Genomic DNA, 12705 nt, shown 5'->3' with positions numbered 1-12705 from the left:
TTTCTGGGCGGCCGCGCGGCTGGCAGGGCGTCGGAAGGCAGTGGCGGTTGGAAGGCGAGGTCGTCCTCGTTTGCCGCGGAGGCGTCCACGATCCACAACTGCTGTGGCATGGCCGGGGACGGTCTCCCCGGCGTATCGGTTTAGCGCCGCGTCCAGATCGAGGTTCGTCTTGTTCGCGAGGGTCGCGTCCGCGCAGAACAGTCGTTGTCTGTCAGCACGGTCGGTGATACCGTGCCCGCCCCACCACTACCTCAGAGCACGTCGCCCTCGGTCGACGGCAGTTCGCTGGACGAGGACGCGGCGGAGGGTCGCATGGTCGGCGGGTTCGTACGGTAGGTCAGGGACAAATGGCGGCAGGGGGAGCGAGGTGAAGGCGCAGGTTGGCCTCCGCACGCCAGCGGCTCGCAGCAGCTGGTGGAAAGCGGACCGCATCCCGGGCGGGCCCGGGCAGGTCCCAGGTAGGTCCGACGTCGTAGCGCTCAATGCCGACGATCAACGCGCGCAGACACGGGCCGGATCCGCCTGTGGCGGCAGTGCCTGGTCGGTGCCGGGCCCGCGCCGTTCGGTTCTCGGCCGGTCGCTGGCCGACCTGCCCGCAGGCATCCGGGCCGGCTGTCGGCGTTGCCCGGTGAGATCGTCCCGACACCGCTCGAGCCGTTCACGGTACGAGGAGCCGCTCGAACTCCGCGGAGATCACCGCCCCCTTCGAGGATCCGCACCACATCGAGCAGGGCCTGCTCGCCGCCGTCCGTGTCCAACGCGATCCGTGACAGGACGACGAGATCCTCACGGAGCCTGACGCCCCGCAAGTCGATGGGCCGGCCCAGTACGTCTCCCAGCAGAGCAGCGAACTGCAGACGCCCCGGCGCGTCCGCCAGACAGTCCAGCGTGGACAGGGCGTCGATCACGCGGAGCAGAGGTTCACGCGAATGGGGCCCTGTTCTCCCTGTTCCGCGTCCACACTCTGCGAGAGTGAGCGCTCCCTTGGGGCAGGCCAGCTCCCCGAACGGTCGGCGATAACCGCCGGAAAGTCGGGGTGCGGCCCAGGCGTGGTGCGATGAAGTCACTGACGGCGTCAGCTGTGCGCTGTGTCGAGCTGGCTTTGATCACTGTCCGAAGCAGCGCGCGCACGTCCGGAGCAAAGGCGAAGACGTCCTGCCCTCCAGCGGGCTGTCCAGATGCATGAGACCGCTCAGCAGGACTTCCGCCAGACAGACCGGGCTGCTGTGGGGGCAAGGCTGCAGCCTGGATGAGCCGCATCACGGGGAAGCGTCAGCGGATCGACGGCCGCCAGGTGGCCCTGCGAGGTCGTAGGCGTGCGGCGAGGCTGCTGCCTGGAAGGCCTGCACGCGTTCGGCGGCGGTGGGATGCTCATCGGCGACCGCCTCGTCGAAGAGCACAGCGTCTGGAGGGCTTCCGCGTCGATGACGCGTAGAGCGGCCCTGCCGCCGTGCGACGCGATCAGGCCCGCCCAGGGGCGCAGGCTCAGCTCGTCCAGCTCGAGGACGGGCACCGGCAGGCCGGGGCGGGGACCGAACACGGCGGGGGAGCCAGGGATCGTGGGCGGAAAGCGCGCTGTTGGGCGGCGCAGGCCCGGTCGTGCGGACGATCGCGGGTTCGGCTGCCAACGCGGTCTCGCCCCACAGCCGAGCGGGAACACATGGAGCACCGCGGGTCGGCACGCTGCGAGCCAGCGAGGCCAGACGTGCGGGCGGTCCCGGTGTACCAGTGGTCAGCGACGCCGTCGGTCACGACGAGCACGACGGTTCGACCGCCGATGAGAGAGACGGGCGCTCCAGAGGGCCCACGCGTACGGAAGCGGAAGATGCCTCGAGCCCGTGAGCGCGTCGGCCAGCTTCGCTGACGGTGTCGTGCCACACCCGCATGGACGGGCCCGCGTCGACGGCAAGCACGAGATGAAGCCAGCGATCCGTGGCCGGGCGCGCAGCACGACGTCGAGGACGCCACTGTCGGCGATGGCCCTGATGGTGGCGTCCCCGTCCAGCTCGTACCGGTGTGCGGACGCGAACCCTCCGCTTGAGCGCGCGCAGTCCCCGCACGACGCGCCCAGCGGACGCCGCAGGCCCCGTACGCCAGGGAATACGGACCGGCGCCCCTGAGCCCCGCCGCCGCGAGGCACCGGTGAAGGCGTAAACGCCGCGTCGGCTCACCGCCGCCGGGACTCGCCAACGTCACGGCCCGGGTGCTCCGGCTGGGGGAGAACAGCAGAGGGGGAGCACGGCACACGGCTCCGCCACATCGGCCGCATCCCGGTTCGGCGGTGTGTGAAGCGCGAGCCAGGGCGTCGCTCAGCTGCGCGGTGAGAGATCCACCCCGCGCCGCGCAGAGCGGAATGCAGGGCGGCGACCCAGAGCTCGTCCGCGTCACCGGACCCCGCCGTTGTTGAGCTCACGCAGCACCGCCTCCCTGAGGGTGCTCCACCTCGGGGACGGATGCCCTGCTGCAGCAGATGGACGGCATGCAGCAACTGGTCGGTGGCCAGCCCGCCGAGGCTGCGCCGTTCGGCGAAGGTGCGGATGAGATCCTGCACGCGCGCGCCACTGTGCCTGCAACTGATGCAGGTCCTGGGCGGAGTGCGCCCGAACGATGCCTCGAGCTGATCCGGGCCAGGCTCCGGCAGTTCCAGCCGGATGCAGCGGCGCAGGAAGGCGAGGCGGAAACTCCGTTCACCGTTGCTGGTGATCACGACGAAGGGGAAGTCCTGACAGCGGACCGTGCCGTGCCGCACTGTGTACCTTCTCCTGCGAGCCCTGCATGCACAGCGACCGCCGCCTGCTCCTCGGGCAGACAGGCCAGCTCGGGGATGGTGAACTCGCCCTCCTCCAGCACGAACAGCAGGTCGTTGGGCAGGTCCAGGTCGCTCTTGTCGAGTTCGTCGATCAGCAGCAGCCGAGGCTGCTCCTCATGCCGGGTGGCCAGCGCGGTGCCCAGGGGCCCCAGGCGTACGAAGCTGCCGATGTCGGCGGTGCCGTCCTGTTGCTCGCGCAGCCAGGGCCGATGGCGTCGTAGCGATACAGCGCATCGGTGAGCGTGGCGCGGGTGTTGATCGGCCACACCAGGACCGGCCCGAGGCCGAGTTCCGCCGCCACGGCGTGGGCGAGCGACGACTTGCCCGTGCCGGGTGCCCCGGTCACCAGGAGGGGACGACGCAGGCGCAGAGCCGCGTTGACGACATCCACCTGTTTCTCGCCGATCAGATACGGCCGCCGCACAGCCTCGCCGTCTGGCCGCGGCCGCCGCCACGGCGGCGGCTGGGGCAGCGGGACGGAAGCGTCGTACGTGCCTCCGCCCGCCGCGGAAAAAGCCGTTCCTGCGGGGTCCCGCTGTTCACGCGGTGCCTCCTTCCTGCTTCTTCGGGTTGGTCAGCCGTTGCCGCGACGGTGTCCAGCCCGGGTCCTCCCACATCAGCGCCAGATGAGCACCCATGTAGCGCTGTCGAACATCGCATGGACGCGCTGGCGTCTGACCGCTTCCCGAAGGGTGCGCGGCCAGTCCCCCGACACGACGGCCCGCAACGCCTCGGCCGTATCCGGGCCGTGAGCATCGCGCTGCCACAAGATCACCGGAACCCCCAGCCAGCGGCACAGGGCCAGGTGCTGTCGTGTTGGCCGGGCGGGGGGCAGGCGATGACGCAGGCGATCTCACTGGTCGTTCGTCAGGTTGCCGTTCCCCGTGTGCAGGTCGTGCAGCACGCTAGGTGCCGCCGCCAAACCCTGTCCCTGCTTCCAGCGCGAATTCCACTCGCCGCCCCGCATCTTCGTTTTCGCCCGCGCAGGACCACGACCCGGTCCAGCCCGATGGGCCGCGTCCCCAAGGGCCCTGCACTGACGGGCAGCCGGTCCACGGCCAGCCCGAAGAAGCCTTCCTCCAGCAGGAACTCCACACCGGCCGACTCTTCATACTGATCGAGGTCGCCAACGGCTTCGGAGAGGTCGGCGCGAGGCTCGCGCGGCTGCGCAGAGTGTCCCCTGTTCGTCCAGGTCCCGACCTGGCGCCCATGGGCATCGTAGAGGCGGATCATGTAGTGGAAGGCTTCCGCAGCCGGGTCCGCTGTCCACAGCCACCCGCAGGACCGGCTGCACCGTTTGGGCAGAAGCACGCCATGGCCGACCAGCGGCACTGGCGCATCGCCTCCGGGCTGATCCAGCCGAGTGGTCACGCGGTGCGACCACTCCTGCAGACCGTCGCCGCCGACCTGCCGGGCTGCGGCGACTTCCTCGATCACCTGGATCACGGGCGGTACGACACCGGGTTCACTGGCACGGTCCTCCAGGTCCTCGATCAGCGCTCCCACATCGGACGGACCGGTTTCCGGCAGCGAGAAGTGCGGTACGGCGCGGCGGGCGGCGGCGCGTACCTCCGAGCACGTACCGGGGCCCAGGAACGCGCAGAGCTCCTCGTACTCCTCCTGAGTGAACAGGCGCACCGATCCCAGCAATGCCGCGACGTTTGCGACCCGTTGTGCCACCGACGCGGAGCCGTGAGTGTGCTGAGGCAAGTCGGAGCGCCCCGCTGATGACGCATTGCCGCGTCGACAAGGTCTCGTGCAGGAGCCCGGAGCCCGGGCCAGGCGCAGGGCACGGGCGAAACGCTGGGCGCACTGCTGCACCTTCCGCCCGGAGAGCTCCCTCCAGCGCGTCGATCAGCTCACGGCGGCGAGCCTGCAGTCCGAGGATCCGACACCTCTGTGATCGCGGCCGGGAACGCAGGGGTATCGGCGAGCAGCTTCAACAGCTCAGAGGCCCTGACGGCGTACGAACGGGGGGTTGTCGGGCTCGGTGGACACCATCAGGCCCGTCACGCAGCCATGCTGACGGTCCTACAAGGGAGCTCCGCTGTGGCCGGGAAGAATCTCCAGCGGGGGCCTGCGCCGGATCCAGGATGTACCAGGGACTGCGAGGTCTGGACATAGACATCCACGAGGGAGCGCGCCCCGTGTGCGTACCAGGTCGACAAGCCGGCTTGACGTCTCACGCACCGGCACGGAGGGCGCTGCCTCCTCCTTCCCGTCGACCTTCAGCAGGGCGAGATCACCGTTCCACCACTGCTCGTTCTCCGCCGGCTCGGGGCCAGCCAGTTGACCAGCTCCACGGCGCGGTGCTTGCCGTCGAGGCCCGGAAACGAGACCGTGACCTGGAGCATGGCCTGCGCAGACGGCCGGGCGGCGGCCAGTTTGGGACGCTGGAGAGCCGCGTTGACCACGTGGGCACAGGTCAGCACGAACCCGTCCGCGACGATAAGTCCGGCGCCGAGCCCGGCCCCTGCACCAGGAGAGTGCACAGTGGCCCACGCCCGACGGACGGCGGCGTCCGGGTCGTCGTCGTACGGCGAGCGCACGGCTACTCCCGTTGTCGCGGGTGCTTCGAGGTTCCAGGTCGCGGACACCGTCAGGCTCGCCTCGCCCTTGTTGGCGACGATACCGAGAGTCATGATCGTTGCCGATCTTGACACCCAGGTCGACGGTGAGCTGTTAGCCGCTCGGTCCATGGCGGACACCGTGTCGTGTACCGGACTGCAGGACCGGAACCAGCGGTTTGAGGACTTGTCGCAGAGCGCCCTGGGCAGCACGTGCCACCCGGCCGTTCCTCGCCCGCAACGGGCACGAGCGGTGCGGAACCGGGAGTTGAGCTGCCTGCCGCAGAGTCGGCCAGCGGACTGGGAAAGACCTCCAGCAGTACCGCCTGGCCGCCGTCGAAGGTGAACTCCACATATTCTCCCCATGGCCTCAACTATGCCAGCCCTGACAGCACTTGACCCCTCGATCGATCGATTGCCGGTCGACTGAGGGTGCCCGCCCATGCCAGGCGGCTCAGTCCCAGGGGCGTATATCACTCGGCGTCGAGCAACGGGACTGACATGCCGTCGGCGTCTTTTTCAGGTGATCGCTTCTTCGTGCTCATCTGGGCCCTTTCTGGGTAGGTGCGCACCTGGTTCATGACACTCCTGCTGTCGCCCCCTGGCATGGCCGTCACCACGTTGCACCTCATGGAGTCGGGCGACAATGTGACGCATGGTGGCGAGGTGGTCGGGTACGCCCGCCCGTGCCAGAGCGACGGATGGGAAGACGGTGAGGTCGACGGGCACGCCCACCTGCGCCAGGAGGTCGGACGACAGGACCGTGCGGGGGATCACCCGTCTGGCGTTCGTGAGGGCACGCATTCGACGGGCGCACTCAAGGGAGCCGACAACGCGAGGATTGGGCGCAGCGAGGAGAAGGCCCCCGTTCTGTGCGGCCGCGCACCGAAGGACGCTCAGCAGAACATCGGCCCCTGGTGTTGAGAGGTCGGAGACGCTGCTCATGTCCAGGATCAACATCACGTGGCCCCTGCGAATGGAGGTCCAACAGCGTCTCGTGGAGAAGCCGGGTGCCGAGGACGTTGATCTCGCCGGGTCACCGCGACCACGGTGATCCCCGTCCGTGGCGTGCCTCGTAAGTGATGCTTGGCAGTTCCCTGTCCGCGTTCATCGTCCGCCGGATGCCTGTGAGGTGGGGCGACGCCCTCGATCGCCTGGGAGACGGATGGAAAGGACAGTGAAGCTCCTGATGAGTCCTGTGGTCCGGAGGGTGCCCAGCACGCGCTGCGAGGGCGCAGCGAGCAGGCATGCGCCTCCTCGGGCAAGGGACTGTCGCAGGGCGTGGACCACTCCGGCGAAGAGTTCAGAGCCGGGAAAAGGTGACCCTCGGCCAGGTCGATGACCAGCACGATGTGGCCTTGTGTGAGCAGGTCATGGACCAGCTGGCGGAAGGGCCAGCATGCGTAGCAGTCGAATTCGCCGGTCACCTTGACCACGGTCGTTCTCGTCGGAGACGTGCTCAGTAGGTGATGCTCAGTTCCATCAGTCCTCCCGCCCGTAGCCCGTCTGGATCAGGGCTACGTTGGTCAACGTCTTTGTCCAGCGGATCAGTTGGCGTACGAGCTCGGTCGCGCGCCGGGTGCCGTCCGGCAGGAAGGGGCAGTACTGCGAGTGCGGGAAGGCAGGCGAGGGTCACCAGGAGAAGTGGCAGGGCGAGCAGGGCCGACCGCAGCGCGGGCAGTGCAGTGGCGAGGGCGGCGATGATGGGTGCTTTGAGGGCGGTGAAGGCGGCGATGGCGGTCAACTGTTCCTCCGCGAATGGGGATGTGTACTCGTCCGGTGCGTTGCACCGGCCGTGGTCGTGAGACTCAGCGTGCCCCCCGTCCAGGAGCGTCGACCGGTGGCGATGGGCTGCGATGGAGGGCGGGGGTGTGCGATGAGTGGCGACGAGAGCCGGGGTGGCCGAGGTGCCGGCGCCGGGAGCCGCACCGGAAACGGGAACGGGCTGGGTGGGCGCAGGCCGCGTCCGCTGGCTCCGCCTCGCCTTCCGCCCGGTGCGCTGCGTGAGTTCAAGCGCCACCTCTACCGCCTCTACCTCACCGCGGGCGCCCCGGCCCTGGAAACGGTCGTGGACTCGATCGCCGGTGACGACACACTGCCTGGTGCACCGGGCAAGGACACCGTCCACCGGATCATCGGCGGCACACGGTTGCCCGGTCTGCACGATGTGCGCTCCGTCGCGGCAGTCCTCGCTCGCGCTCGCGCGCCGCGCAACCGGCCGAAGTCGTCGCGCGCACAGGGGAGTTGTGGATAGCGGCCCAAGGGAGGATCCGGGACCGCCGTCTGCGTACAGCCGAGGACCTGGGGCCCTACCCCTGGTGTGTGCACCGGGCGCTCGCCGTCGATGGCAGGCATCGACGACCTCACTTCGTGCATCGCCCGCACGCACGACGAGGTGCTTCGCGAGAGGTTGCGGCACGCGGCAGAGGGCGGGCAGTCCGTGCTCGCCTCTCGTCGGCCAGTCGTCGACCGGCAAGACTCGGGTTGCCTAGAGGCCGTCCGGAAGCGAACCTCCGTCCTGGCCTGTCATCGTCCCGCAGGCCCCTCGTGACTCGCGGAATGGGCCGCTACCGATTCTGGTCGACGCGCGGACCGTGATCTGGCTGGGTGGAGTGCAGCGGCAACTGACGGCCCCCTCGTGGGGGAGAGGCCGCCTCTGCGCCCCCGCTGCGGAGCTTCTCAGACGCACTGTACTGCTGGCCGTGCTCGGCACGCTGTGGCTCGAGTACGCGCGCGCCCTCACGTCCCGGGCTGCGGGAGCGACGGACCGGCATTTCCACGTTCGAGCCCTGATGGAGCCCACCGCTTCGAGATCCACGTCCCCGACCACCTCGGTGAAGGGCCCGGTGAGGGCCCGCAGGGCCGCCGCCGGGGGATGCCCGCGTTCGGATCAGCCCTGCAGGCGGCGGAGTTGAGATCGAGCGGTGAACGACCCCGTGTCATCCAGCAGTTGACCGGCGGCCCGACGCTGGTGCGCCGGTACGAGGCCGGGCCGGGCAATTCTTCCTCGAGATCGATACGCGGTGGTCACCGCGGCCGTCGATGCCCGGCGCCCGGGCATGCCAGTGCGCTGCCTGGTGAGCTTCTTGCCGAGGCTGTCACCGGATACCTGCCGGCGACCGCGCGCGTCACCCACGACAGCTCATGGCCTCGACAGGGCCGTCGAGAGTCTGAGTGCACAGGGAGACCGGTTCCCTGTCCGCCCTCGTCCCCGTCAGAGTTGCACCCGGGCTCGGCGCACCGGACGGCTACCACCCGCCGACTACCTGGACCAGAGCGTACGGCGCGGGCGTACACCTGGCGCCGCCCGAGCCGCTCTGGGACGCGGCCGTGGCCCACGCCCGTACGGTTGACGACCTGTGCGCGCCCTGGGCCAGGCGGCTCAGGATCGGCGGTGTGTCGATCACGCTGTACAGCTCTACCGGCGGGCGATCGAGCGGGGCGGCGAGGTGGCACACGTCCCGCGCTCGTTTTGCTGCTGAGTCGATCGTGACCGGAGCGGCGCGGAGACGGCCGCGGCGGAAAGTGGGCCCGCGTGGGCAGCGCCTGGGGCGGCGCGTGAGGGTGCCGTGGACGCAGCCGGGGCTCTGGCGCGCTACGAGCGGGCGACTCTGACCGGTGAGGAGAAAGCGTGGTCGGCCCTGGCCCGCTCAGCGGAGGAAGCTGGGGACCGTGCCGCCAGCGACGACACCGCCGAGCGGGCGGTGCGGGCAGGCCATCCCCAGGCATGGCTGGCGGGGCCCGATGAGGTGGTGCGTATGTCGGCGACGCGCAGTGCTCCGCGCGGCGTACGGGAAGCGGTTCGCGCCGGCGAGCCGTGGGGCCTCATGGGACAGGCCCGCCTCGACGCGAAGGAGGGCGACTGCCTTGCGGCGGAGTCGGCCTATGAGGCGGCGGCCGCCGCGGGCGTCCAGGCTGCCTTCGCCTCCTTGGTCGAACTGCGGTGGAGAGCGGGCGACTTGGCAGGAAAGCGGAGGAGAGCGCAGCGACGCCGCCGCGCAGGCGCAGGACACTGGAAGCGTACGGAGCGTCTTGGCGCGGCTTCGCCGAGAGTCGGGGGACCGGCGAGGGGCGAAGCACAGGCCCTGACCGCGCGGCCGCCGACGGGGCGATCAACGCGCTCGCCCACCTCGCCCGTGCCTGTGAGGGAGAGCGGCGACCGGGCGGGTGCAGAGCGCTCCGCCTGTAAGGCGGCCTGGCAGGACGACGCCGAGGCGTGGGTGGTTCCACACGGCCGCGGAGGTGGCGGGCGAGACGGAGGCGGCGGACGCCGCAGCGAGGAACCGCCGCGCTGGTGCGGGCGACACCGGCGCCTGCACGCTTCTCGATGCGACTACGCGGGGAAGCTGGCGCGGGCCGCAGCGCGCGCGCCAGAGCGATGCCGCAGCCGAGGCTGCCGGCGAAGCGGTGAGCCGAAGGCGTGGGCAGTCACTTGCCCATGCGTGCGCGAGCGCGCGGACGACCCAGCGGCGAAAGCGAGGCGTGCGCTGGGCCCGAGGCGCCGAGGCAGGCGGTGTCGGTGCTCTGGACAGCTGCTGGCCGCGCGTGCGCGAGCAGCGTAGCGACTCCCGAAGCGGCCGAGCGCGCGCGCCTGCCAGCCGCCATCGACCTGGGCGACGTGTACGCCTGGAGTACCTCGCTCGGATCTATGAGGCCACGGTGACGTCCGCGCGCGACCGAGTCATCAGAGCGCTGTCGACGCCGGGGACGCTGACGCGTGGGAGGGCTGCTGCGCCTCAACGACGGCTCAGCCAGGCGTCGATAGATCGAGTACCTTGCCATCCCCGCGACCACGTTGCCTGCAAAGGTGTGGGTGCGGACCCGAAGTGGAATGGAACGCGGGTCAAAGGCGGGGGCGTGCTCACCACTAATAACACCACCACCAACGAGCAGGGTTTTGCTGTGAGGCCCACGACCACGCCTGGCAACCCATCGATCACCAGGGCCTGCCCTCATCCACCGGCCGGAGCGAGATGCTGACTCGATCCCCTTCGAGCCGAAGAAGGGTTGGCAAGGCCGCCAACGCCGACGTTTCGATGGAAGGTGACCATCCGTCGTCACGATGTCCCTAATGTCGGAGTCAGTGAAAGTGTCCTGAGCGGAGCCGTGGTCGAGCAATAATGCAGGTCACGAAGAGTGCCCTGCGCCCGCGGGGATGGTCCCCTTCCTGCCGGATGCAGGACCCGGCCTTCGTTGTGCCCCCGTGCTTGTGGGAAGGTGCCCACAAGGATGCGTCGGGCCGGTAGAACGGTGGTGATGCGGGCAGCCCGGTGGTGGTGGCCTGCTCGATGCCGTGTTGCAGGTCGAGGTGGCCTGTGGGGAGCGCCTTCTGTAGGCGGCATCGGCGGTTTGCGCCGGAGCTGTCGTCGTCGGTGGGACGCCACGTTCGGGTGGGTGCTGCGGTCTGGTGCCACTGGCTGTCGGCGGGTGTCGCCGATTGCTTAGTGCCTGGCGTTCATCCGGTTTGCGCACGGTCTTGGGGACTCGTGTACCGGTCGTCCGCGGGGCAGTGGCACGCGTTTGAGGGTGGGGTCGAGACGCGTACCGGTCGGTGCTGGTGCGCAGCAGAACGTACCGGTGCTGGGTGATCACGGGTGGGGTGAATTGCATGTCCCGTGCGGCAGGAGGGACCGGCTGGTACCCCTGCCGGTGCGCGTTTCGGTACGCGTTTTCGGGCCCCGGGGCAGCGCGTGCCCGGTGCTGCGGCGTTCGGGGGTGTGGGGGGCTAGCTGCGGGAGGACGCGTCCGGCGTCGGGCGGTCTGCTGGGTACCGGCAGGCGCCGGTGCCTGGCAGCCAGCGCAGGAGAGAGACCTGCGCGCTTGCTGCATTGCACTCACTCGACCCGGTCTGCTGCGCCGCACTCACCAATGTGCGACTCCATTGCCGCAACCTCTCGATCCTGTCTACTGCGCACGTTCCTGCGTAACTGCTGCTGTCTGTGGTGGAGGTGTTGGGTCAGTCGGCGGTGCGCCCGTGGCCGGGTCTGTGGTCTGGTTCGAACGCTTTGAGGGGTCGATCGGTGACAGAACTGTTTGGTGGGGCGTGGGAATCGTTCAGGGGAGTGGTGGGTGGTGAAAGAGCGCGTGGTGGCCGTATGGCCGACAGGTGCGTTGCGTGAGGATGTGCTGCGGGTTTTCGGCGTGTTGGCGCGGCGACGGCGGAGGCAGGTGCAGGGAGCCCGGCGCGTCCCGCAGTCTGACTGGTGCGGGCATCCGGCCGCACGCGCGGCCGTCGGACCAAGGCCCATCGCAATGCCTGCGCCTGGTCCTGACGGCATCGTGGAGTTGCTGGTGTCCGAGTGAGCCGATCAGCAGGCACAATAAGTTGTGGAGTCTGACGTCTGGCCGGTCTGGAAGGCGGCTGCGCGAGGTGTTGCGGCGGCCGCTGCAGATGCCGATCGCCCGCGGTGCGGCCACTCACGGCGCCGCGCACGCCATGGACGTGAACGCCACCGTGCTTGGCAAGCTGCAGCCGCCAGCCCGGAAGGACCCGATCTGGAGCGGCTGGGCCGGGTGGAGCGGGCGGTCGTCGGGCCCGGCCGGCGGGCCTCGCGTTGGAGGCGATGAGAGTACGGAGGAGGTCGGCCTGCCGGTCACCGGCACGGAAGCCGTCCGGGCCGCGGCTCGGTGCAGGCCGATCTTGTCCTGGCCCGCTCCCGAGCATCGTCTCCCGCTGCTGTTCGTGGAGGTCGACCGCTCCACGATGGTCCCGAGCGCGTGGTGGACAAGATCCCGCCGCGCCAGCTGTTCCTCGAGCGCCGCGACAAGCAGGGCCAGGGAGTGTGGTGGCGCAGCCGCTGGTACGCGCCTGAGGGCGTGGGGCCGGTGGTCGCGCTGGTCCCGTCCGGTCGCAGTGAGAAGAGTGTGCTGGCCCGGAGCCGGTGTCGTCAGCGAACCTGGTCGGGAGGCTGCGAGACGCCGTTTCCGGTGATCGGGACGACGCTGGCCCGGCTGGGGAGCGTGGCCCGTGGGCGTGATGCGCGAATGCGTGCGCGTCTCCCGTCCTGATTCAGGTGCCGGGTACGCCCGTCGCCCACCCCACGTTGACGTGGACCGCGGGCGCCGTCGTTCGCCGTTTTGCTGTGATTTGGGGCGTGGGTCCGGCTGGTGGCTCCCGGTGCCGCCGTGATCCGGACGGCATCGGTGTTGCTCTGCGCTGCCGGGCGTGTTCCCCAACTCGGCTGGATGGGCAGTGGTGTTGGATGCCCTGATGCGTTCATGCCATCGCACCTGCCGATGTCCCCTGGCTGAAGCGGTGCACGAAAACGCGAAAGCGTTTCACGATAAATGCGAAACGGTTAAACCCAAATTGAACTGAACGAAGTACAA

At 69.6% G+C, this 12705-nt stretch carries 7 protein-coding genes and 1 pseudogene; 1 reads left to right on the top strand and 7 read right to left on the bottom strand.

All coding sequences use genetic code 11. The features are described 5' to 3' along the window. Window positions 1-479: 479 nt before the first annotated feature. From RBJ77_RS12870 to RBJ77_RS12840, 7 genes and pseudogenes are all read right to left on the bottom strand, one after another. Window positions 480-908: a hypothetical protein gene (locus RBJ77_RS12870; protein WP_372345122.1), complete on the bottom strand. Its 429-nt coding sequence runs from the start codon at window positions 906-908 to the stop codon at window positions 480-482. 1795 nt (window positions 909-2703) lie between these two features. Continuing rightward, the gene (locus RBJ77_RS12865; RefSeq protein WP_372345141.1) at window positions 2704-3075 is read right to left on the bottom strand and encodes a hypothetical protein; all 372 of its coding nucleotides are present in this window, start codon (window positions 3073-3075) and stop codon (window positions 2704-2706) included. Between the two features lie 350 nt (window positions 3076-3425). Further along, window positions 3426-3644, bottom strand: a complete 219-nt coding sequence (locus tag RBJ77_RS12860; protein WP_372345137.1) for a hypothetical protein — start codon at window positions 3642-3644, stop codon at window positions 3426-3428. Between the two features lie 32 nt (window positions 3645-3676). Next, window positions 3677-4489: a hypothetical protein gene (locus RBJ77_RS12855; protein WP_372345121.1), complete on the bottom strand. Its 813-nt coding sequence runs from the start codon at window positions 4487-4489 to the stop codon at window positions 3677-3679. A 548-nt stretch (window positions 4490-5037) separates the two neighbouring features. Further along, complete coding sequence (locus RBJ77_RS12850; RefSeq protein WP_372345120.1) at window positions 5038-5451, bottom strand: hypothetical protein; 414 nt, start codon at window positions 5449-5451, stop codon at window positions 5038-5040. A gap of 804 nt (window positions 5452-6255) precedes the next feature. Then, window positions 6256-6321: pseudogene (locus tag RBJ77_RS12845) on the bottom strand (hypothetical protein); the annotation flags it as partial. A 514-nt stretch (window positions 6322-6835) separates the two neighbouring features. Continuing rightward, window positions 6836-7120, bottom strand: coding sequence for a hypothetical protein (locus RBJ77_RS12840; protein ID WP_372345119.1), 285 nt, complete (start codon window positions 7118-7120; stop codon window positions 6836-6838). 4973 nt (window positions 7121-12093) lie between these two features. Here RBJ77_RS12840 and RBJ77_RS12835 point away from each other — a divergent pair. After that, window positions 12094-12384, top strand: a complete 291-nt coding sequence (locus RBJ77_RS12835; RefSeq protein WP_372345118.1) for a hypothetical protein — start codon at window positions 12094-12096, stop codon at window positions 12382-12384. The last annotated feature ends 321 nt before the right edge of the window (window positions 12385-12705 follow it).

It is taken from the genome of Streptomyces sp. KL116D (assembly GCF_030766975.1).
GTDB classification, from domain to species: domain Bacteria; phylum Actinomycetota; class Actinomycetes; order Streptomycetales; family Streptomycetaceae; genus Streptomyces; species Streptomyces longispororuber_A.
Note: the sequence above shows the minus strand (reverse complement) of the source record. Positions and strands in the feature narration are given on the sequence as shown.